Genomic DNA, 20,388 nt, shown 5'->3' with positions numbered 1-20,388 from the left:
GACACATTTCACCAGTAGCCTCTGAGTCCATGCTCACGAGGACTGCTCCCACTCTGGCGGTGCGAATGACCGACTACACCCCACGACCGGCCCGCTTCGACCAAGCGGCCCGGGACCAATTGATCGACGCCCATGATCTGGAAGTCACCCGACCCGGCATGCGCGCGCTCGGCGCCTGGAGTCACACCGCGCTGGCGCTGCGGCCCGGCGAGAGCGCCCTCGATATCGGGTCCGGCACCGGATCGGAGGTGGTCACCTTCGCCGCGGAAGTCGGGCCCGACGGCACCGCGGTCGGCGTCGAGCCGGATCCGAACCTGCTGGCCTCGGCCCAGCGCCGCGCGGTCGAGTCCGGGTCGAGCGCGACGTTCGTCTCCGGCGACGCCTACGGCCTGCCGTTCGGTGCCGACACCTTCGACGCGGTGCTGTGCGAGCGGGTGTTCCAGCACCTCACCGCCCCCGCGCGGGCGGCGGCCGAGATCGCCAGGGTGCTGCGGCCCGGTGGGCGCGCGGTCGTCGTGGACTGCGATTGGGCGACCGCGATCGTGCATCCCGGCAACCCGAGGGTGGTGCGCGCGGTGATCGACACGCTGATCTCCTCGACCACCAACCCGCACTCGGGCCGTCGCCTCGCCGGACTGCTCACCGGCGCCGGCCTGGTAGTCGACGAGATCGGCTCGCACGCACTGGTCCAGGACCGCACGGTCGGCACCGGCGCCCTGGTCCGCCGGATCGCGGACCTGGCCGCCCTGCGCGGCGTGATCACCGCGACCGAACGCGACCAACTACTCGCCGACCTACAGGCAGGCGCCGACCGAGGCGACATCCACATCTCGGTAACCCTGTTCGGCGCACTGGTGCACAAACCGGACTGACACCGGTGCCGGGCGCTCGCCGCGCCCGGCACCCACGGCTCAGTGCTCTTCGATCAGCTTCTCGGTGGCCGCGAGCAGCACACAGGTCGCCAGCCCGTCCATCGCCTTCTCCAGCTCCGGCAGCTGCGGGAAGCTGGGCGCGATGCGGATGTTCTTGTCCTCGGGATCCTTGCTGTACGGGAACGCCGAGCCCGCGGCGGTGAGCGCGATGCCGGCCTCCTTGGCCAAGGCGATCACCCGGGCGGCGGTGCCGTCGAGCACATCGAGGCTGATGAAGTAGCCGCCCTTCGGTTCGGTCCACGACGCCACCTTCGACGCGCCGAGCCGGTCTTCCAGGATGCGGCGCACCAGCGCGAACTTGGGTTCGAGCAGCGCGCGGTGCTTCTGCATGTGCTCGCGCACGCCCTCGGCGTCGGTGAAGAAGCGCAGGTGGCGCAGCTGGTTGAGCTTGTCGGGGCCGATGCTCTTCTTCGAGGCGTGCGACAGGTACCAGTCGATATTGGCCTGGGACGCACCGAAGAAGCTCACGCCCGCGCCGGCGAAAGTGATCTTGGAGGTCGACGCGAACACCAGCGGGCGGTTCGGGTTGCCCGCGGCCGCGGCCATCCCGAGTACGTCGATGACCGGGGCCGCGGTATCGGTGAGCGGGTGCACCGCGTAGGCGTTGTCCCAGAACAGCCGGAAGTCCGGCGCCGCGGCGGGCATCGAAACCAGTTCGCGGACAATCTCTTCGGAGAAGGTGACGCCGGTGGGGTTGGAGTAGTTCGGCACCGCCCACAGACCCTTGATCTGCGGATCGTTCGCCAGCAGCGCCGCGATGGCGTGGGTGTCGGGGCCGTCGTGGCGCATCGGGATGGTGATCATCTCGATGCCGAGCGCCTCGGTGATGGCGAAGTGCCGGTCGTAGCCGGGGGCCGGACACAGCCACTTGATCGGCTCGTCGTCGACCCAGCGGCGCGGGGAATCGGGGGTGCCGTAGAGCATCGAGAACACGATGATGTCGTGCATGATCTCGAGGCTGGCGTTGTTGCCCGCCAGCAGCTGGGCGACCGGAACGCCGAGCAGTTCACCGAAGATCGCGCGCAGTTCGGACAGGCCGGTGAGGCCGCCGTAGTTGCGGCAGTCGGTGCCCGAGCTGTCGCGGAAGTCGCCGTCGCCCGGCAGGGACAGCAGCGACGCGGACAGATCGAGTTGTTCCGGCGAGGGCTTACCTCGGGTGAGGTCCAGCGTGAGCTTCTCGGTTTTGAGCGTCGCGTAATTCGCGGTCTGGGACTCGTGCTCGGACACGAGTTCCTCGTGGCTCATCAAACCGATCTGCGTTTGCCGGGGCATCCTGGGCAGCCTTTCGAAGCAGCAAGGTGGGGTGCACGCTCTAGCGTGCCAACACCCGCAACGTTACCCGGCGGTTGCCCGGAATCGGCGGGGTATCAGGGCCAGGATCCGGCTCGCACGCTGCGAAGGTGCGTAGGCCGATCGGTCGAGGACGGGACCCCTGAAATTAAAGGGGACCCCGCGCACCCGGCAGAGCCCGTTGACCCTTGCTGCCTTCCGGCCCTGGGGGAGTTCACAGGATGCTCGCCGCGCGGGATCCGTCGGCCAGTGTAGCGGTAGTTCCGGCTACGAGCGATTCCGGTCTTCGAACAGCAGGTCGGCGGCTCGCGTGAGGACCTCCACACGCGAGCGACCCGCGTGGTCGGCGGCCAGGAAGTGACTGCCGATGGTGGCGCAGAAGGCGAGCAGACTTCGCGCTTCGACCTCGTCTGGATCTTCGCAGAACACGCCGATTGTCTCGCGCAGCAACGCCATTCGCGCATTGTCGACCCGGCGCAGCCGTTCGGCGACGTCGTCGTCGCGGCGGGCCCAGTCGCGGATCGCGAGGTCGATGGGTAGCAGCCGATCGCTGGAGAAAGTGAGCAGCCCGGCCACCCGCGCCTTGGTTTTCGGGTCGAGGGTCGCGACGCGCTCGAGCACCTGATCGGTCGCCTCGTTCTCCCACACGTCGAGCATGGCGGTGAGCAGGGCGTCGCGGTCGGCGAAGTAGCCGTAGAACCCGCCCTTGGTCACGCCGATGCGCTTGGCCAGCGCCTCGATCCGCACCGCGTCGACGCCCGAGGACGCCAGCACGGACAGACCTTCCTCGATCCATCTGGCCCGGGGAGTTCGCGCGGTGCCCACGACGTGTTCCTCCTCATATTCCTCGGCTGCCGCCGCATCGGGTGGCCGGTCCCCGAGTGTACGCAGCCGTATAGTCACCACGCTGACGGCGACGCTGGCTACGATCTATCCGATATCGGCAGCGGGGGGTTCCGGTTCCCCATGACACAGAGGGGGGCCCGATCGTGACCGGCCCGAATCAGCAACCACCCGGCGACGGCGTGCCGCCGTCCGACCCTACCGTCGCATGGTGGGAACGCCCCGGCGAAGGCGCGGGTCAAAGCCCCGCGCAAGCCGACCCGACGGTGCTGCGCGGCAATATCGGCGCGCCGGGTCCGTACACGGCACCGCCCGCGGCCACGCCGTACCAGAGCGGCGCCAACCCCTACACCGCGCCGCCGACGTATCAGAGCGGCGCGAACCAGCAGCCGTTCGCCCAGCAGCAGTTCCCACCGCCCCAGCAGTTCGCGCAGCCGCAAGCGGGCGGATATCAGGCTCCGCAGCCGCAGTGGGGCGCACCGCCGCGGCCGCCCTCCTCGGGCAACAAGACCCTGTGGTGGGTGCTCGGTTCGATCGCGATCGTCGCCGTCCTGGTGATCAGCGGCATCGTCTTCGCGGTGAACAAGGCCACCGACTCACTCGGCCCCGACTCCGACAAGTGGGCGGGCGACTACGAGTTCCAGAAGGGGAAGAACGCCTGCGATCTGGTCGACCTGTCCGTGCTGAACCAGTGGTCGACCACCCGTGAGACGACCACCCACACCGAGCGCGAACCCTACGAGTACATCGGCGGCGGCTCCTACAACTGCGACGCCAAGAACAAGGACTCCGGCCGCAACGCCGACGAGGCCAGTCTGTCGCTGCGGGTCGAGTTCAAATCCGATACCGGCACCGAGTCCGACTACGCCCGCTGGAAGAGCTCCGACACCAGCACCACCGGCAAGGGACACGAGAACGGCCCGGTGAGCGGCCTCGGCACCGAGGCCTACTACGCCAGCGAGCAACAGATCTACGGCTCGATCCCCAACGACTACACCTACATCGTCGCGGCGATCGACAGCAACGTGTCGGTGAAGGTGGAGATCGAGGTGTCCACGATGGGCAGCTACGACCGTGCCGAGATGTCGGCCGCCGCCGAAGCCCAGGTCCGCAAGGCCATGGCCGCTCTGAAGAAGTAGCAGGTCAGACCGGGTCGCCGGGGGCCGGTTTGGCATCGCACCCCTGCGACCCGCTATGCTGCTCCACGGAGGATTCGCCTAGTGGCCTATGGCGCTCGCCTGGAACGCGGGTTGGGTTAACGCCCTCAGGGGTTCAAATCCCCTATCCTCCGCAACAGCAGGGCCCTGATCGGTTCGCCGGTCGGGGCCCTGTTCGTTTAATCGGTGGATCTGTCAGTGGGCTTCCGTAGAGTGAGCCCCGATGGTGCGGGAGACCCCCACCACACCCACATACCGTCGTCGCCGCACCCAATACGAATGTGCGTGCCGACACAGTCAAGTGGGTACCCAGCCTTCGCGCCGGTCCGCAGTTCGGATCGCGCCGGTCGATGCCCGAAGGCGTCGATCGCAAGAAATCAGAAAGTAAAACGAAGTGAATACAGCACCTGAAACGAGCATCGGGCGCGACGCGTCCGGGCCGATCCGGCTGATGCTGCGTGACCACAAAGCCACCACCGGGCCGATCGACGGCGCCTGGTGGCCACGAACCGACCAGCCGATGACCGAGCTGCACCAGTTGGTGACCGCGGTCGGACCGCGGATCGGCAAGCTGGCCAGGCTCGGATTCGACTGGACCGCCAGTGAATCCGATACCGGCACAGCCCACAACGACCAGGCCGCGCGCATCATGCACGTGGTCGGCAGCAACGGCGCCGCGCTCGCGCTGCTGGTCATCCCGGCCGCCACCGAGGCGCCGGCGGCCCGCAGCCAGATGCGGTGGGCAGCGGGCAAACCGCGCATCCAGGACCCAGCGCCCGCCGACACGGCGGCCGACGGGCCTCGCACCCTCGTGCAGATCTGAGCCTCTAGTTCATCGGTCGCTGGTGTAGGTCGGATCGAAGTCACGCGGCGCACCGCGGCGACTCAGCAAGCGGTCGAACCATTCACCCAGGATGACGCCCGCCGCCAGCGCGCAGCCGACACCGAACGCACCGAGGATCTGCCCGAACCCGAGCAGCGTTTCGTCCTCGAGCAGGGCATACAGCCCGCGATACACCTTCAGACCCGGCAGCAGCGGCGTGATTCCCGCCGCCGCGACGACCAGGGGCGGCGTGAGCGCGCGACGTGCCATCAGACCACCGGCGAGACCGATCACGGTGGCCGCTAAGCCCGCGGACACCACCGGCCCGAAGCCGATGTCCTGCGCGCCGAGGTAAGCCATGGTGCCGCCCGCACCACTGAGCCCCGCCGCGAACAGCGCGCGCCGCTCGGCGTAACAGGCCATCGCGAAGGCGATCGCGGCGACGGCACCGGCGATCAGTTTGATCCACAGATACTCGGTGTCGCGGCCCGCGCCGGCCGCGATCTCCGGTACCGCGATGCCCATCATCGTCGAAATTCGCAGTGCCAGACCGATACCGGCGACGATGCCGCCGGTCATCATCACCACTTCGAGCATGCGGGCGGCCGCGGTGATCGGCGCGCCGGTGATGGCGTCCTGCACCGAACCCACCAGCTGCTGACCAGACAGCAGCACCGTGATGCCCGCGGCAACGATCAGCGCGGCATCCGAACGCCAGTGGTCGCTGACCGAGGCGAGTGCGATGGCCGGGACGGTGGCGATGACACCACCGATCATGTGCTGAAAGAACAGCGGCAGACCGAGCTGATGCAGGAATCGGTTCACCACATCGATCACGGCGGTGGTCGCGAAGCTGATCGCGGCCAGCACGAACCCACCACCGAGCAGCACCGCGATGGCCGCCGCCAGCAGCGACCAGCCCGCCGTCGACACCCAGCGCGGATAGGGGTGCCGCGATGAGATCAGCTCGTCGAGGGCGGCGTGCGCCTGGTCGACGGGGACGATCTGGCTGCGGATGCGCCGGGTCAACCGGTCGACCGCGGCCAACCGGGTGAAGTCGAGCGAGCGGTACTTCACCACGCGCATATCGCTGGCCGGTGGCAGCCGTGGCCCGCGGTCGGCCGTGATACGGATGGCGTCGAAGGTGACGTCGATATCGCAGCTGTTCAGGCCGTAGGTCGAGGCGATGAAGCGAACCTGCGCGGAGGTGTCACCGACACCGGTACCGGCCGAGAGCACGACCTCACCCACCCGCACCGCCAGGTCGAGTACCTGAGATACCTCGGCGTCGTCGGCGAGGTCGATCGGTTGCAGCGGGGTGGGCGCGGCGACGATGTTGTCGGCCGTGGCCCGCTGCGACGGCAGCAGGAACGGTCTGCGCAATCGCCACCACCGGCGCAGACCTGGGCGCTCGAGGATCGTGGCGCCGTCGCCTTCCGCCAGGGGGTCCGCACTCATACCTCGACGGTAATGGGGATCGCAGCGCCTTCGCCGACTCGCAATCAGTTCGTCAACGTGTCGGTGGCGGATGCGGCGAGGAGCGCGTGGCGAGGCTCACAGGTGCGCCGTAGGCTCAGATGTCGTCGATCAATCCGGTGCTGTAGGCCGTCGCCGCCAGGTGCTGTAAGCAGCGTGGACCGCATCCGTTGTGCTGAGTCAGCACGAAACGGGCCTGCTGGAGCGAAGAAATGGAAGAATCGGCCACACAGTCGGCATGCGCGGCGCGCCAGTGCTCTTCGTGCAGGCGGATCGCGGCGCGCGATGTCGGCGGGTCTGGTGCGGATGTGTCCAGCAGGGTGTGACGGGAGGGGCAGGCAATGGAGGCGATGACTGTATGAACACCGGGACGGGGAAGGTGATCCAGGAGCGGCGCAGGCTGCTCGGGCTCTCGCAGCCCGCGCTGGCCACCGCGATCGGGGTGAGCTCGCGCCAGATCACCAGGTACGAGTCCGAAGAGCAGTCGCCGACGCTGCCTGTCGCGGTGCGGTTGGCCGACGCGTTGCAGGTCTCGCTGGCGGAGCTGGCCGGCATCGTGGACAACCGCGTCGACCTGGCCGGACGCTGGTGGGCAGCCTGGCAGAAACCGGCGAATCACCCGGACGAGGTCGAGGTAGCGGCGGTGACCATCCGGCACGAGGGCGACCATCTGATGCTCGACTCGGCCGCCGAACCGGCTGTGCCCGTTGCCGATCCGGTCAACCAGGTGCGTGGTGAGATGCGCGTATGGGAGGGCGAGGCGCTCACCGGCTGGATGCGTGGCATGGATATCGCGTTCCCGGTCGGCACGATCTACTACTCGCTGCATCCCCAAGGTGCTCATGCGGTCGGCTCGTGGACGACGAAGTCGGGCCCCGACGGTCTGGTGCGCGGTTGGAGCGTCCTGGCGCGGGAGAAGTCCGACGCCGAGAAGCTGCTGGCGGAGATGTTGCGCACCGACGGCAGCGTCGAGTCGTGGCCGGGTCCTTCGCGCTCGGCCTGAAGCCGCCGCCGGATCTCGGCGACGCTCGGGCGCCCGCGTTCGGCGGGCGGGGTGAGTAGTAGGTAGCGGCTCAGCCCCCCGAACACGAACAGCCCCAGAGCAATCCACAGATACATCTCCATCGGTTCCCCTCCGAACGAGTCAGTGCCTGCACGAGTGGCGCGGTATGGTGGTGGCTGAGCCGCCACGAAAAAGTATGGTCGCCGCCAAGACCTTTTGGACAGCAAAAAGCGTCTACAAACGTCTACAGTTCTCTACGATGGGTCCATGTCCAGTCGGGGCGAGCAGGGGAACGGCGTTGTCGGAGCTCGGTTGCGGCGACTGCGAGAAGAGGCGGGGTTGTCGCTGGCCGCGCTGGCCACTCGCGTTCCGTACAGCCGGGCCGCGCTGGGCCATTACGAAACTGGCACGCGTGCGGCATCTTTCGAGGTAATCGCCTGGTACGAGCGAGTGCACGCACAGTCGGCGCCCGCGCTTCCGGTCACTCGCCGACGAGATCCGCGGGCGGCCGATGCCGCTCTCGTGACGGCGATCGCCGCCGCGCAGCCCGCCGGTCCGCTCATCGAGATCGGGCGACCGCACCAGGGAGACAGCGGAACCGGGTACTTCTGCCCGTTCCGGATCGACGGCGTGATCGAAGGCGAAGCCACCGGAACCGATCCGGCGACAGCTCTGCGGTCGGCACTACTCGCGGTGGGAGCCGAGCTGAATCGACCGGGAAACGAACTCGGCCCCACCCGGATTCGGTGAAATCGGCGGCGCGCGGTGCGATATCCGCCTGCGGATAACGATCAGCGGTGCGCCGCCACAACGGCAGCGAGCGACTCGGTGAGCAGCACCAGGTAACGGTCGGGATCCGCTACGACCAGCGCATCGGAATGCACTGAGAGCGTGATGGTTTCACCGATTCCGTGCACCCCATGGGTCAGATGCATGACGGTGCCGAGAGCCGGAAAGCCGCCGGTGAACAGGACCGGCGCGCCGGCGAAGGCGAGATCGGCCGGGCCTCGGTAGACGCTGGAGACGACGGTGTTGCCGTCGAGCGCGGCGGGAACGGTGTCCAGGTCGGCACGTTCGACATCGCGGATCGCGAGGAAGGACGGCACCACCTCGCCGACTCGACCCTGCGCGGAAAGCAGCGGATTCAGCGCTCGCGTCCGGCGGGCCGCGAGTTCGTCGGCGATGAGATTCGCGCGGATGCGCAGGTCGGGTTCGTTGATATGCAGGTCGATGGACAGCCCGCGGTAGTTGTTGCGGGCGGCGCTCGGCGCGGGAAGTGCCATCGGGAGTGCCGTTCCCAGCCGGTCCGGTCGCTCTCCGCGCTCGGCGAGGTAGTCGGACAGTGCTGACGAGATCGCCGTCAGCGCAACAACAGTGACGGTTATGCCCGGTACGCGCAGGCTGCCTGCATCGACGACCAGCATGCGTACGTGGTGGCCGTCGACACTGGTCGCGGGGTTCAGCACACAGGGCGCGAATCCGGTTGCGGCCGCGGGCACCTCACCCGCGGCGGTCCGGTCCGCCAGTTCACGCTGCGCCAGGTACGCGGCCCGCCCGCGCCATACCGTCGTGGCGAGCTGCCAGGGAAGACGCAGTACTCCAAGCACTCTCGGATCTACCCATCGAGCAATCCATCCACAGGGTTGTCCACAGGAATCCACAGGCTGTGTGAAGATCTGTGCAGGTCCGACCGGGTGATATGCCGAGTTATCCACAGGCACAACAAGTGTGCTGTGGACAACAGCGTCATCGGCACCGAAGAGCGCTCGCGCGATGGCGGCGGCGCGGGTGCCGTCGGCCAGCGCGTGTGACAGTTGCAGCACCACTACGACAACGGGATCCACGGACCGCGGTGCGGCGCGGACGGCCCGGAAAACGTGAACGCGCCAGGGGAACTCGGTCGCGACGACACCGGTTCCCAGGAGTTCGCCCAGATCCGCGAGCAGTTCCCGCCAGGACATGCCGTCCGGCTGGTGGTGCACGAATTGCTGGGACGCGAATTCGGCCGGAACCCACCGCGGATAGCCGAGATTGCCCGGTATGTCCTGTAACCGGATCCGCAGATCCGGAATGCGCGCGGCACGCGCGGCGACGAAAGCGCGGAGGTCGTCTGTCGCGGTATCGGTTTCAGCGAAAGAGTAGAGCAGGAACACATCATTGGCGGTGCGTCGTGACAGCCAGTACATCGTCGCGTCACGCGCGGCCATCGTGGTCATCCGGTCACGATAGCCAAGCCGCCGAGGTCCTGAGAAGGCCCCGAGTCCGCTCGACTCGGGGCCGGTATTGCCCATTCGAGATGCATCTCGCGGCTCAGCCGCGCGCGAACTCTCCCGCGGTGACATCGGCGAGGAACGCTCGCCACTGCCCTGGACCGAAGGCCAGCACGGGTCCGCGGCCGCGGTCCTTGGTGTCGCGAACGGCGATATCGCCGCCGGCGAGAAAGGCCACTTCGACGCAGTTCCCATCGGGTCCGCTGTAGGTGCTCTTCCGCCACACAGCGTCGGTCACATCAACTTCCACGGCACTTGTCTCCTTTGGTTCATCGAGAAGGGGGATAACTCCTGGAATCGTTGAACATTGTCGAAATCCGGCGCGACCGATGAGTTACTTCGTGGCACACAAGGCACTGCCACACGGCGCGCGCAACCGACCGGCACGAACCAGCGCATCGAGGCGTTTCTGCCTCCGGGGGCTGCCCCCGCGGAAGAAACACTAGCAGGTCTTCCGCAATGTTGCGGAAGAGAATTTGCTTTCCCATATCGTTTTGCCAAGCTTGCGAAGCTTCACGTTTGCGGGGGCATTGCCAGCCCGCTTACCCATTCCCGATCCGGTTGACACATCTTGATTTACCTCCATGTGATTAGTCCGTGATACGTCAATTTCTCAAGTGCCACATCTGCCACATGAGCACCATCGGGGGTAGGCGTGGATCATGGGGGAATGATCTCCCGTGACCGTGACACCGCAGGTCGTGCCCGTAACGACCGCCCCCGCGACCGACTCGGCCGACCGCTGCCGCCCGGCAGTGCCGGAGTCGCCCGAATTCCCGACGACCTCGAGCTCGGACCCCAGCAAACTCTCACCTTCGCTCAGCAACTGCTGGACGACGGATTGGCATTCAATGCCCACGAGGTATTGGAGGCAGCATGGAAGAACGGACCGGTTGCCGAACGGATGCTCTGGCAGGGGTTGGCCCAATACGCCGTCGGCCTCACCCACATCCAGCGTGGCAACGCCAAGGGCGCAGGTACGCTGCTGCGCCGCGCGAGTGAGCGGCTCGGGTCCTATCCGGCGAATGCCCAGCACCACGATGTGGACCTGGCCGGGCTGATCGCGCACGCACAGGAGCTGCTCGACGCGCTCGATACCGGTGAGCCCGTCACCGAGGAGCGGCTGCGCACGCGACTGTGCCGGACACCCGCCTAGAATCCAGGGGTGCCGACGAGTCCGCCGACCAGCCACGGCGCGCCTGCGAGCTCCGGCGCGACCGGTGACGGCTCGCGCGGCGGAGCGGGGCGGTACGCCCCCAGCCCGTCGGGCGAACTGCATGTGGGGAATCTGCGTACGGCAGTGCTGGCCTGGCTGTTCGCGCGAACTTCGGGCCGGAAGTTCCTGCTTCGCGTCGACGACCTCGACCGCGTCCGCCCCGGTGCCGCGCAACGACAGCTCGACGACCTCGCCGCGATCGGCATCGACTGGGACGGCCCCGTGGTCTACCAATCCGAACGGCTGTCGCGCTACGCGGCCGCGGTCGCGCAATTGACCGCCGCTGGGCGCACCTATGAATGTTTCTGCACCAGAAGAGAAATCCAGCAGGCTGCCACCGCCCCACACGGGCCGATGGGCGCCTACCCCGGCACCTGTCGTGACCTGAGCGAGGCCGACCGCGCCGCCCGGCGAGCCGAAGGTCGCGTCGGCGCAGTGCGTTTGCGTGCCGACGTGACCGAATACGAGTTCACCGATCTACTGCACGGCCGATATCGGGGCGCCGTCGACGATTTGGTGCTGCGCCGCGGCGACGGTATTCCCGCCTATAACCTCACCGTCGTGGTCGACGATGCCGCACAAGGCGTTGACCAGGTAGTTCGCGGTGACGATCTGCTGGCGTCCACCCCACGCCAGGCCTATCTGGCGCACCTGCTCGGACTCGCCGTGCCGACCTACGCCCATGTACCGCTCGTGCTCAATCAGGAGGGCAAGCGGCTGGCAAAACGTGATGGGGCCGTGAGCCTTTCGGATCAGCGCGCCTTGGGGAACACGCCCGAGGACGTGGTGGCGGCGATCGCGGATTCACTCGGGTATTCCGCACGGACGACTGCCGAGCTACGCGAAGTTTTCGACCCCGCCCGCATCCCTGAGAAACCGTGGATACTCGAGCCTATCGGGTTGTTCCGACCAGAGGGATGTCCGTAACGTACGCATCGACCGATCTAGAAGATCAAAACGAGGACTGAGAATATGACCAGCGGTGGTTACGACCCCAACCAGTACCCGCAGGGCGGTCAGCCCGGCGGCTACGGCCAGGACCCCTACGGCCAGCAGCAGCCGCAGCCGGGCTACGGACAGCAGCAGCCGTACGGCCAGCCCGGACACGGTGGCGCACCCCAGCCCGGTTACGGCCAGCCGGATCCCTACGGCCAGCAGCAGCCGGCCTACGGGCAGGACCCGTACGGTCAGCAGCAGGGCTACCCGCAGCAGGGCCAGTACGGTCAGCAGCAGCCCTTCGGCGGCGTGCAGCCTGCCGATCTGGGGATCCGGATCGGTGCGCGAATCATCGATCAGCTGATCGTCGGCATCCCGCTCTCGATCGTGGTCGCGCTCATTCTCGGCAGCGGCAACGGCTTCCAGATCGTCGGCGGAGCGCTCATCTCGCTGGCTGCCTACGGCTACTTCGTGGCCATGGAGGTCACGCAGCAGGGCCAGACGCTGGGCAAGAAGATCCTCGGCCTGCGGGTGCTCGCGCCCGGCGGCGCACCGGCGCTGACGCCGGAGCAGTCGCTCAAGCGCAACCTGTTCGTGGTGGTCGGCGCGATCCCGTGCCTCGGCTCGCTGATCACGCTCGGCCTGACCATCTACATCATGGTCACCATCTCGCAGGACCCGAACAAGCAGGGCTGGCACGACAAGTTCGCCGGCGGCACGCAGGTCGTCAAGGGCTGATTCCCGTACCTGACGAAAACAACAGGGGCGCTTCCGGATTCCGGAAGCGCCCCTGTTCGTTGTTCAGGTCAGTAGGTCGATGAGTCGGCGCTGATGCCGACTATGACGATGAAGACGACGTAGAGAACCCAGCCCACGATCGCGAGGACGCCGATCCAGATGCCGGCCTGGGCCATGCCCTTGCCCTCGCCTCCGCGTTCCTTGATCTGATTCAGCGCCATCACCCCGAGGATGATGCCGACGATCGAGCCGACGCAGGTGCACAGCCCGACCAGCGAGGCGACGAGCGCGCCGATCGCGAGACCGTTGGTGCCCTGCGGCTGCGGGTACTGCTGCCCGTACGGCTGGTAGGCACCCGCGGCCGGATACGCGCCGTAGGCGGGCGGCTGCCCGTAAACCGGCGGCTGCTGCGGATACTGCGGCTGGCTCGGCTGCTGGTACTGCGGCTGCGACGGTGGCTGCTGCGGGTACTGCGGCTGCGAGGGAGGCGGCGCCGGTTGCTGGGGATACTGCGGCGACGACGGGTAATTGGAAGGCTGCGACGGCTGGGCGGTGGGATGCTGCGGCACCGAACCCGGCGCGCCGGACTCCGGCGACACGCCAGAGCCGCCGTATTGCTTCCACCACTCGTCGGAATCGCCGGGATTCGTCATAACGACAGCGTATTCCACAACCGCCCACTGTGAGGCATCGCTTCCTTGGGAGAATAGTGGCTGTGACTGATACGAACTCGCTCGACAAACCTGCCCAATCTGGGCACCCCGCGCCGGAACATGCGGCATTCGCCCAGGTTGCGCGGGGGTTCTATCCGGTAATCGTCGCTCTCTTCACCGCGACGCTGATCATCTCCAATATCTGCGCCACCAAGGGTGTGGAGTTCTTCACCGACAGCTCGGTGATGCTCGGCCCGATCCAGATCCTGCCGATCGCGACCGACGGCGCCTTCTTCCTGTTCCCGCTGGCCTACATCCTCGGCGACGTGCTCAGCGAGGTCTACGGCTTCCGCGCCACCCGCCACGCCATCTACACCGGTTTCGCCGCGCTGCTGTTGACCGTCGGTTGCTTCTACGTGGCCATCCAGCTCCCGCCCGCCGGCTTCTACGAAAACCAGGAAGCCTTCCGCACCGTCCTCGGCACCACCCCCCAACTGGTGCTCGCAGGCCTCGCAGGCTACTTCGTCGGCCAGCTCCTGAACTCGGCCACCCTGGTGCTGATCAAGGAACGCACCAAGGAAAAGCACCTGTGGGCCCGCTTGATCGGCTCCACCGTCGTAGGCGAGTTCGCCGACACCCTCATCTTCTGCTCGATCGCCGCCACCGCCATCGGCATCAACACCTGGCAATCGTTCATCAACTACGTCATCGTCGGCTTCCTGTGGAAGACCCTCTGCGAGGTGCTCGTCATGCCGATCACCTACCGCGTAATCGCCATCCTCAAGAAAACCGAACCCACCTACGCCCCGGCCAAGGCCGACGCACTCCACGATTAGTTCGCGGCGAGGCGGCGGATCGGGCGAGATCCGCCGCCTACTCCCCCGGCACCTTGATCCGGCCCCGCCACTGGCCGAGAAATTCCTTCTTGAACTCGTCGAAGTACCCACCCTCGATGCTGGCCCTGATCCGGTCGACGAGCCGAATCGTGAAGCGCTCGTTGTGAATCGTGCACAACGTCGCCGACAACATCTCCTTGGCCTTGAACAGGTGATGCAGGTAGGCACGGGTGTAGTGGGCGCAGGTGTAGCAGTCGCACGTCTCATCGATCGGCGTGAAGTCCCGCCGAAACCGAGCGGTGTTGATGTTGAACCGCCCCTCGTCGACATAGATCGCCGCATTCCGCGCCACCCGAGACGGATTCACACAGTCGAACGTGTCCGCCCCGTTCTCGATCGCCGTGAACATGTCCTCCGGCTCACTGATCCCCAGCATGTGGCGCGGCTTCGCCTCGGGCAGCTCATCACAACACCACCCCACGATCGTCCCGAGATTGTGCTTCTCGAGCGCCCCGCCGATCCCGTACCCGTCGAATTCCGTACCACCACTCCCCCGGATCGACTCCAGCTCACGACAAGCCTTGCGCCGCAGATCTTCGTACTGCGCACCCTGGATCACCGCGAACAACGCCTGATACGGCCGATGACTGCGCACCGCGGTGAGTCGTTCGTGTTCGTCGATGCACCGCTGCGCCCACTCGTGCGTACGCTGCAGTGACTTCTCTTGATAGCCACGGGTATTCATCAACGTGGTCAACTCGTCGAAGGCGAACATGATGTCGGCGCCGAGTTCGTGCTGGATCCCCATCGACACCTCGGGCGTGAAACGGTGCTTCGAACCATCCAGGTGCGAACGGAAGGTGACCCCGTCGTCGTCTACGGTGGCCAGCCGCTCCTTGCCCGCCGCGATCACCTGATCGGACCGGATATCCACGGCCTCCATGGCAAGGACCTTCTTGAACCCGACCCCCAGCGACATCACCTGGAACCCGCCACTGTCGGTGAAGGTGGGCCCCGGCCAGTTCATGAACTTCCCGAGCCCGCCCGCCTCGTCGACCACGTCGGCGCCGGGCTGCAAGTACAGGTGGTAGGCGTTGGCCAGCAGCGCCTGTGCCCCGATCTCTGCCATCGTCTCTGGCAGCACTGCCTTCACCGAAGCCTTGGTCCCCACCGGAATGAAAGCGGGCGTGGCGATCTCGCCGTGCGGGGTCGAGATCACCCCGGTCCGGCCATGCCGACCCCCGTCGAGACGGGTGCCTACTTCGAAGGAGAACTCGCTACTATCGGCCACCGCACCATCGTGCCAGGGCCACGATGGTGCGTCTGAACTGGGCGTTGTATTACTGAGCCGCCGCGAACTGGGCGTTGTACAGGTCGTAGTACGGTCCGCGCTCGGCGAGCAGCCGCTCGTGCGTGCCGTGTTCGACGATGCGTCCCTTGTCCATCACCACGATCAGGTCCGCGTCCCGAATCGTCGAAAGCCGATGGGCGATCACGAAACTGGTGCGATCGCGACGCAGCGCTGCGGTGGCGTGCTGGACCAGCGACTCGGTCCGGGTGTCGACCGAGCTGGTCGCCTCGTCCAGGATCAGGATCGACGGCTTGGCCAGGAACGCGCGGGCGATCGTGATCAGCTGCTTCTCACCCGCGCTCACCCCGCCACCCTCTTCGTCGATGATCGTGTCGTAGCCGTTGGGCAGCGAGTGCACGAACCGGTCGACGTAGGCCGCCCTGGCCGCGGCCTGGATATCGGCTTCCGATGCCGTCGGGTTGCCGTAGGCGATGTTCTCGCGGATGGTGCCCTTGAACAGCCAGGTGTCCTGCAGCACCATGCCGATCCGCGAGCGCAGGTGGTCGCGGGTGATCGTGGTGATGTCGACGTCGTCGATCGCGATGGTGCCCGCGTCGAGTTCGTAGAAGCGCATCAGCAGATTCACCAGTGTGGTCTTACCCGCGCCGGTCGGGCCGACGATCGCGACCACATGACCGGGGTCGGCGACCAGCGAGAGCCGCTCGATGACCGGGGTTTCCGGGTCGTAGCCGAAGGACACCGCCTCGAACTCCACCCGCCCGCGATCCACCGGACGCGCGATCTCCACGATCGGATCGGGGCTCTGTTCCTCGGCGTCGAGGATCTCGAAGATCCGCTCCGCCGAGGCGACACCGGACTGCAGCAGATTCGCCATCGCGCCGATCTGGGTGAGCGGCTGACTGAACTGACGCGAGTACTGGATGAACGCCTGCACCTCGCCGAGCGACAGGTTGCCGGTGGCCACCCGCAGCCCGCCGACCAACGCGATGAACACGAAGTTCACGTTCCCGAGGAACATGATGGCCGGCATGATCAGGCCGGAGATGAACTGCGCCTTGAAGCTCGCGTCGTAGAGCTTGTGGTTGCGCTTGTCGAACTCCTCGCCGACCTCGCGGCCGCGACCGAACGCAGTGATGATCTCGTGACCGGTGTAGGCCTCTTCCACCGAGGAGTTCACCTCGCCGGTGAACTTCCACTGGTTGACGAAGTGCGGCTTGGATCGCTTGGCGATCTGCGCGGTGACCACGATCGCGGCGGGCACGGTGAGCAGCGCGATCAGCGCCAGCAGCGGCGAGATCCAGAACATCATGATCAGGATGCCGACCACGGTGAACAGCGAGACCAGCAGCTGGCTCATCGTCTGCTGCAGGCTCTGCGAGACATTGTCGACGTCGTTGGTGACGCGGCTGAGCACGTCGCCACGGGGCGCGGTGTCGAAGTAGCGCAGCGGCAAGCGGTGCAGCTTCTGCTCCACCTCGTCGCGCAGTCGCTTCACGGTCCGGTTGATGGCGATATTGAGCAGGTAACCCTGCAGCCAGCCGAAAACCGAGGCGGCCACGTACAGGGCGAGCACGAGCATCAGCACGCGGCCGACGGCGTCGAAGTCGATGCCGGTACCGGGGATCACATCCATCGCCGAGAGCATGTCGGCGCGGGTGGTCTCGCCCTGCCTGCGCAGCAGCTCGACGGTCTCGTCCTTGGTGAGACCGGGCGCGAGCTGTTTACCGACGAAGCCGTCGAACACCAGGTTCGTCGCCTTGCCGAGCAGGTACGGGCCCAGCGTATTGAGCACGACGGAGGTGATCACCAACGCGACGATCACACCGACCGTGAACTTCTCGGGAGCCAGCCTGCTCACCAGTCGCTTCAGCGACGGCTTGAACGACTTGGCCTTCGTGCCCGGTGCTCCGGGAACGGGTGCGCCTGGCCTCATCGGGCTTCCTCCACGCTCAGCTGGGACTCGACGATCTCGCGATACTCCGAGCAGCGCTGCATCAAGTGGTCATGGGTGCCGATGCCCGCCATCGCACCGTCTTCGAGGACGACGATCTGGTCGGCGTCGCGAATGGTCTGAATCCGCTGGGCCACGATGATCACCGACGCGTCGGCGGTCTCGGGCTTCAGCGCGGCGCGCAGCCGGGCGTCGGTGGCGACATCGAGTGCGGAGAACGAATCGTCGAACAGGAAGATGCGTGGCTTGCGCACCAGCGCGCGGGCGATACACAGCCGCTGCCGCTGACCACCCGACACCGTGGTGCCGCCCTGGGCCACCGGAGTGTCGAGACCCTGCGGCATCTCACGCACGAAATCGGCCGCCTGGGCGACCTCGAGCGCGTGCCAGAGTTCGTCGTCGGTGGCATCGGGCTTGCCGTAGCGCAGATTGGTCGCGATGGTGCCGGAGAACAGGTACGCCTTCTGCGGCACCAATCCGATTCCACCGCGCAGCAACTCGAGGTCGAGGTGACGCACGTCGGTGCCGCCGACGTAGACCGCGCCGTCGGTGACGTCGATCAGGCGTGGGATCAGGTTGATCAGCGTGGTCTTGCCCGAACCTGTCGAACCGACGATGGCAGTGGTGGTGCCCGGCGTTGCCTCGAAGCGAATGCCGCGCAGCACCGGCTTCTCCGCACCGGGGAACGCGAACTCCGCGAACTGCATATCGACGGTGGCCGGGTCGCCCTTGAACGACTGCGGCAGCCGCGGCGGACGGACCGACGACTCGGTCTCGAGCACCGCCCCGATCCGATCGGCGGAGACGGCCGCACGCGGGGCCATCATCGCCAGGAACGAGGCCATCATGACTGCCATCAGGATCTGCATGACGTAGGACAGCATGGCGGTGAGCGAGCCGATCTGCATCGTGCCGTTGTCCACGTGGTGCCCGCCGAACCAGATCACCCCGACCGCGGTCAGATTGCTGATCAACATCACCGTCGGGAACATCAACGCCATGAGCTTGCCGACCCGCAGCGAGGCGTCGGTGAGTGCGGTGTTGGCCATCCCGAAACGCCAGATCTCCTGACGCTCACGAACGAACGCGCGCACCACCCTGATGCCGGTGATCTGCTCACGCAGCACCCGGTTGACCCCGTCGATGCGTTCCTGCATCTGCCGGAAGCCCGGCACCATCCTGGCCACGATCGTGCCCATCGCAATGGCCAGCGCGGGCACCGCGATCAACAGCAACCACGACAGCCCGAGGTCTTCGCGCAGCGCCATGATGACGCCACCGATACACATGATCGGGGCCATCACCAGGATCGTCACCGACATCACGATGAGCAGCTGGACCTGCTGGATGTCGTTGGTGGAGCGGGTGATCAGCGAGGGCGCGCCGAACATCCCGACCTCCCTGGCCGAGAACGTCTCCACCCGGTGCAGCACGCCACCGCGCATATCCCGACCCGCGCCCATCGCCGCCTGCGCGCCGAAGTACACCGAGGCCGCCGAGGCCACGATCTGCACGCAGCTCACGGCGAGCATCCACAGACCGGTGGTCCAGATGAATCCGATGTCGCCCTTGGTGACACCGTCGTCGATCAGGTCGGCATTGAGGCTGGGCAGGTACAGCATCGCGATGACCGAGATCAGCTGTAGGACGAGCACCGCCGCCAATTGGGGCCGGTAGGGGGCGAGGTATGTCCTCAGCAGGGTGATCAACATGATGGATCGAAGGCTACCCCGCGCTGGTCACCGACGCCCCGCACTTTTACCCACCCTGTGGATAACTCCGCGCCTGTGGATAACTCTAGGTTCCGGCAGGTGTGCGCGGTTCGCGCCGTGCCCATGCGCCCGGGTCAGCGACCAATTCGCCGATGAAACCGGGCAGTCGGTCGGCAGCGATGTCGGCGATCGAGACGTTCTCCAGCACCGCGCGGATATTGACCCGCAGCGCGATCCACACCTGCTGCAACGGTTCCGCCGCACCGGGATAACGCACGTCCTCCGGCCGCTGCCCGCGCACCGACGCCAGCGGCGATTCCACCGCGCGGATCACATCGGCCACCGAGATCTCCGTCGCGGGCCGACCGAGGCGATACCCGCCGTCGGGCCCGCGCCTGCTCAGGACGAGCTCGGCGCGACGCAGCTCGGCCAGTACCGTCTCGAGCACCTTCGGCGGGATCTGCGCGGCGGCGGCGATGGCCTCGGACTTGACGACTCCGTCGGCCGCGGCGAGCTCGAGCAGCGTTCGCACCGCGAAATCGACTCTGGCGGTGATATGCACGGTTCGAACTTACGCGGTGCCGCATGCGGTGAGCACACAGGTGGCCGCGTCCAGAAGGGTCTTCTCGACGAGCTCGTCGGTGGCGCCCGGTGCCAGTTCCGACGACAACAGCGCCACCCCGAGCACCTCGATGGCCGCGGAGGCACGCAGCATCGAAGCCTGGGACGGGTCGGGCCCGGCCAGCCACAGCCGCAGCTCACGGGTGGGTTCCATCAGATCGGGGTAGCGGTCGGCGATCGCGTTGACGATGGCCGCCGTATCGCGCACGCAGAGCGCGCCCGCGTCGCGGTGGCGGATCATGCCGCGCAGATAGGTGCGCAGGACCGCACGGATACCCTCGTCGTCGTAGGGGACGGCCTCGATGTCCTCGACGATGTCGCGCATGTGATCGATGATCGGGTCGATGATCGCGAGGAGCAGATCGAGCTTCGAGGCGTAGTGGTAGTAGAGCGAAGCCTTCGTGATTCCCACCACATCCGCCACCTCGCGCAGGCTCGTCTGCTCGAAACCTTTGGCGGCGAAAAGCTGAACCGCGGCGTCGCGGATCGCCTGTTTAGTGCCTCCACCTGCGGTGACGGCGTCGGCGATGTCTCGGGCGGGCATGGCGGCAATCCTCCCATGATTCGGTGTGACGGATCCGGCGCCCCCAAAATTGAGGTTGCTCCTCCACTTATCCAC

At 66.7% G+C, this 20,388-nt stretch carries 21 protein-coding genes, 1 tRNA gene and 1 other RNA gene; 10 read left to right on the top strand and 13 right to left on the bottom strand.

Annotated features, from left to right (window positions below; genetic code table 11):
* The first annotated feature begins 29 nt into the window (after window positions 1–29).
* On the top strand, window positions 30–872 hold the full coding sequence (locus ACQHI0_RS29630; protein WP_427905039.1) for a methyltransferase domain-containing protein: 843 nt from the start codon (window positions 30–32) through the stop codon (window positions 870–872).
* A 39-nt stretch (window positions 873–911) separates the two neighbouring features.
* On the opposite strand, the gene ACQHI0_RS29625 is transcribed toward ACQHI0_RS29630, so the two are convergent.
* From ACQHI0_RS29625 to ACQHI0_RS29615, 3 genes are all read right to left on the bottom strand, one after another.
* Window positions 912–2,204 (bottom strand): aminotransferase class I/II-fold pyridoxal phosphate-dependent enzyme, encoded by a 1,293-nt coding sequence (locus ACQHI0_RS29625; protein ID WP_427905038.1) that lies wholly within the window; start codon window positions 2,202–2,204, stop codon window positions 912–914.
* Between the two features lie 167 nt (window positions 2,205–2,371).
* Window positions 2,372–2,466, bottom strand: an RNA gene (gene ffs / locus ACQHI0_RS29620) — signal recognition particle sRNA small type.
* A gap of 23 nt (window positions 2,467–2,489) precedes the next feature.
* Window positions 2,490–3,047 carry a TetR/AcrR family transcriptional regulator gene (locus ACQHI0_RS29615; protein ID WP_427905037.1) on the bottom strand — a complete coding sequence of 186 codons (558 nt, stop codon included), beginning with the start codon at window positions 3,045–3,047 and terminating at the stop codon, window positions 2,490–2,492.
* Window positions 3,048–3,211: 164 nt separating this feature from the next.
* Here ACQHI0_RS29615 and ACQHI0_RS29610 point away from each other — a divergent pair, with 164 nt between their 5' ends.
* From ACQHI0_RS29610 to ACQHI0_RS29600, 3 genes are all read left to right on the top strand, one after another.
* Window positions 3,212–4,204 (top strand): hypothetical protein, encoded by a 993-nt coding sequence (locus ACQHI0_RS29610; RefSeq protein ID WP_427905036.1) that lies wholly within the window; start codon window positions 3,212–3,214, stop codon window positions 4,202–4,204.
* Between the two features lie 67 nt (window positions 4,205–4,271).
* Window positions 4,272–4,356: transfer RNA gene (locus ACQHI0_RS29605), tRNA-Ser, on the top strand.
* A gap of 260 nt (window positions 4,357–4,616) precedes the next feature.
* Window positions 4,617–5,045 (top strand): DUF5994 family protein, encoded by a 429-nt coding sequence (locus tag ACQHI0_RS29600; protein WP_427905035.1) that lies wholly within the window; start codon window positions 4,617–4,619, stop codon window positions 5,043–5,045.
* Window positions 5,046–5,054: 9 nt separating this feature from the next.
* Here ACQHI0_RS29600 and ACQHI0_RS29595 read toward each other — a convergent pair whose 3' ends face one another.
* Both ACQHI0_RS29595 and ACQHI0_RS29590 read right to left on the bottom strand, forming a co-directional pair.
* Entirely contained in the window at window positions 5,055–6,503 is a 1,449-nt protein-coding gene (locus ACQHI0_RS29595; protein WP_427905034.1) for a threonine/serine ThrE exporter family protein, read from the bottom strand.
* Window positions 6,504–6,618: 115 nt separating this feature from the next.
* The gene (locus ACQHI0_RS29590; RefSeq protein WP_427905033.1) at window positions 6,619–6,750 is read right to left on the bottom strand and encodes a hypothetical protein; all 132 of its coding nucleotides are present in this window, start codon (window positions 6,748–6,750) and stop codon (window positions 6,619–6,621) included.
* Between the two features lie 129 nt (window positions 6,751–6,879).
* Here ACQHI0_RS29590 and ACQHI0_RS29585 point away from each other — a divergent pair, with 129 nt between their 5' ends.
* Both ACQHI0_RS29585 and ACQHI0_RS29580 read left to right on the top strand, forming a co-directional pair.
* Window positions 6,880–7,524, top strand: a complete 645-nt coding sequence (locus ACQHI0_RS29585) for a helix-turn-helix domain-containing protein (RefSeq protein WP_427905032.1) — start codon at window positions 6,880–6,882, stop codon at window positions 7,522–7,524.
* Between the two features lie 267 nt (window positions 7,525–7,791).
* Window positions 7,792–8,274 carry a helix-turn-helix domain-containing protein gene (locus tag ACQHI0_RS29580; RefSeq protein ID WP_427905031.1) on the top strand — a complete coding sequence of 161 codons (483 nt, stop codon included), beginning with the start codon at window positions 7,792–7,794 and terminating at the stop codon, window positions 8,272–8,274.
* Window positions 8,275–8,315: 41 nt separating this feature from the next.
* On the opposite strand, the gene ACQHI0_RS29575 is transcribed toward ACQHI0_RS29580, so the two are convergent.
* Window positions 8,316–9,740 (bottom strand): wax ester/triacylglycerol synthase domain-containing protein, encoded by a 1,425-nt coding sequence (locus ACQHI0_RS29575; protein WP_427905030.1) that lies wholly within the window; start codon window positions 9,738–9,740, stop codon window positions 8,316–8,318.
* A 94-nt stretch (window positions 9,741–9,834) separates the two neighbouring features.
* A complete protein-coding gene (locus tag ACQHI0_RS29570) occupies window positions 9,835–10,044 on the bottom strand; it encodes a DUF397 domain-containing protein (RefSeq protein WP_378638552.1) in 210 nt (69 codons plus the stop codon).
* Between the two features lie 420 nt (window positions 10,045–10,464).
* Here ACQHI0_RS29570 and ACQHI0_RS29565 point away from each other — a divergent pair, with 420 nt between their 5' ends.
* The 3 genes from ACQHI0_RS29565 to ACQHI0_RS29555 are packed head-to-tail and all read left to right on the top strand — an operon-like array spanning window position 10,465 to window position 12,684.
* Window positions 10,465–10,950, top strand: coding sequence for a DUF309 domain-containing protein (locus ACQHI0_RS29565; protein WP_427905029.1), 486 nt, complete (start codon window positions 10,465–10,467; stop codon window positions 10,948–10,950).
* Between the two features lie 9 nt (window positions 10,951–10,959).
* Window positions 10,960–11,937 carry a tRNA glutamyl-Q(34) synthetase GluQRS gene (gluQRS, locus tag ACQHI0_RS29560; RefSeq protein WP_427905028.1) on the top strand — a complete coding sequence of 326 codons (978 nt, stop codon included), beginning with the start codon at window positions 10,960–10,962 and terminating at the stop codon, window positions 11,935–11,937.
* Window positions 11,938–11,982: 45 nt separating this feature from the next.
* Window positions 11,983–12,684, top strand: a complete 702-nt coding sequence (locus ACQHI0_RS29555; RefSeq protein WP_427905027.1) for an RDD family protein — start codon at window positions 11,983–11,985, stop codon at window positions 12,682–12,684.
* A 68-nt stretch (window positions 12,685–12,752) separates the two neighbouring features.
* On the opposite strand, the gene ACQHI0_RS29550 is transcribed toward ACQHI0_RS29555, so the two are convergent.
* The gene (locus tag ACQHI0_RS29550) at window positions 12,753–13,337 is read right to left on the bottom strand and encodes a DUF4190 domain-containing protein (protein WP_427905026.1); all 585 of its coding nucleotides are present in this window, start codon (window positions 13,335–13,337) and stop codon (window positions 12,753–12,755) included.
* A gap of 62 nt (window positions 13,338–13,399) precedes the next feature.
* Here ACQHI0_RS29550 and ACQHI0_RS29545 point away from each other — a divergent pair, with 62 nt between their 5' ends.
* Complete coding sequence (locus ACQHI0_RS29545; protein ID WP_427905025.1) at window positions 13,400–14,173, top strand: queuosine precursor transporter; 774 nt, start codon at window positions 13,400–13,402, stop codon at window positions 14,171–14,173.
* Window positions 14,174–14,210: 37 nt separating this feature from the next.
* Here ACQHI0_RS29545 and tgt read toward each other — a convergent pair whose 3' ends face one another.
* The 5 genes from tgt to ACQHI0_RS29520 form a co-directional block, all read right to left on the bottom strand.
* Window positions 14,211–15,464: a tRNA guanosine(34) transglycosylase Tgt gene (gene tgt / locus ACQHI0_RS29540; protein WP_427905024.1), complete on the bottom strand. Its 1,254-nt coding sequence runs from the start codon at window positions 15,462–15,464 to the stop codon at window positions 14,211–14,213.
* 49 nt (window positions 15,465–15,513) lie between these two features.
* Window positions 15,514–17,418 carry an ABC transporter ATP-binding protein gene (locus tag ACQHI0_RS29535; RefSeq protein ID WP_427905023.1) on the bottom strand — a complete coding sequence of 635 codons (1,905 nt, stop codon included), beginning with the start codon at window positions 17,416–17,418 and terminating at the stop codon, window positions 15,514–15,516.
* Window positions 17,415–19,148 (bottom strand): ABC transporter ATP-binding protein, encoded by a 1,734-nt coding sequence (locus ACQHI0_RS29530; protein ID WP_427905022.1) that lies wholly within the window; start codon window positions 19,146–19,148, stop codon window positions 17,415–17,417. The genes ACQHI0_RS29535 and ACQHI0_RS29530 overlap by 4 nt, the downstream gene beginning before the upstream one ends.
* A gap of 85 nt (window positions 19,149–19,233) precedes the next feature.
* Window positions 19,234–19,710 carry an RrF2 family transcriptional regulator gene (locus ACQHI0_RS29525; protein ID WP_427905021.1) on the bottom strand — a complete coding sequence of 159 codons (477 nt, stop codon included), beginning with the start codon at window positions 19,708–19,710 and terminating at the stop codon, window positions 19,234–19,236.
* Window positions 19,711–19,719: 9 nt separating this feature from the next.
* Complete coding sequence (locus ACQHI0_RS29520) at window positions 19,720–20,313, bottom strand: TetR/AcrR family transcriptional regulator (RefSeq protein WP_427905020.1); 594 nt, start codon at window positions 20,311–20,313, stop codon at window positions 19,720–19,722.
* Between the last annotated feature and the right edge of the window lie 75 nt (window positions 20,314–20,388).

The sequence above is a fragment of the Nocardia sp. FBN12 genome (assembly GCF_050320175.1).
Taxonomy (GTDB): Bacteria; Actinomycetota; Actinomycetes; order Mycobacteriales; family Mycobacteriaceae; genus Nocardia.
Note: the sequence above shows the minus strand (reverse complement) of the source record. Positions and strands in the feature narration are given on the sequence as shown.

Coding starts and splice junctions, on each gene's coding strand:
- ACQHI0_RS29630 (WP_427905039.1), top strand. CDS start 30: ATGCTCACGAGGACTGCTCCCACTCTGGCGGTGCGAATGACCGACTAC.
- ACQHI0_RS29625 (WP_427905038.1), bottom strand. CDS start 2,204: ATGCCCCGGCAAACGCAGATCGGTTTGATGAGCCACGAGGAACTCGTG.
- ACQHI0_RS29595 (WP_427905034.1), bottom strand. CDS start 6,503: ATGAGTGCGGACCCCCTGGCGGAAGGCGACGGCGCCACGATCCTCGAG.
- ACQHI0_RS29585 (WP_427905032.1), top strand. CDS start 6,880: ATGAACACCGGGACGGGGAAGGTGATCCAGGAGCGGCGCAGGCTGCTC.
- ACQHI0_RS29580 (WP_427905031.1), top strand. CDS start 7,792: ATGTCCAGTCGGGGCGAGCAGGGGAACGGCGTTGTCGGAGCTCGGTTG.
- ACQHI0_RS29575 (WP_427905030.1), bottom strand. CDS start 9,740: ATGACCACGATGGCCGCGCGTGACGCGACGATGTACTGGCTGTCACGA.
- ACQHI0_RS29565 (WP_427905029.1), top strand. CDS start 10,465: ATGATCTCCCGTGACCGTGACACCGCAGGTCGTGCCCGTAACGACCGC.
- ACQHI0_RS29555 (WP_427905027.1), top strand. CDS start 11,983: ATGACCAGCGGTGGTTACGACCCCAACCAGTACCCGCAGGGCGGTCAG.
- ACQHI0_RS29550 (WP_427905026.1), bottom strand. CDS start 13,337: ATGACGAATCCCGGCGATTCCGACGAGTGGTGGAAGCAATACGGCGGC.
- ACQHI0_RS29535 (WP_427905023.1), bottom strand. CDS start 17,418: ATGAGGCCAGGCGCACCCGTTCCCGGAGCACCGGGCACGAAGGCCAAG.
- ACQHI0_RS29530 (WP_427905022.1), bottom strand. CDS start 19,148: ATGTTGATCACCCTGCTGAGGACATACCTCGCCCCCTACCGGCCCCAA.
- ACQHI0_RS29520 (WP_427905020.1), bottom strand. CDS start 20,313: ATGCCCGCCCGAGACATCGCCGACGCCGTCACCGCAGGTGGAGGCACT.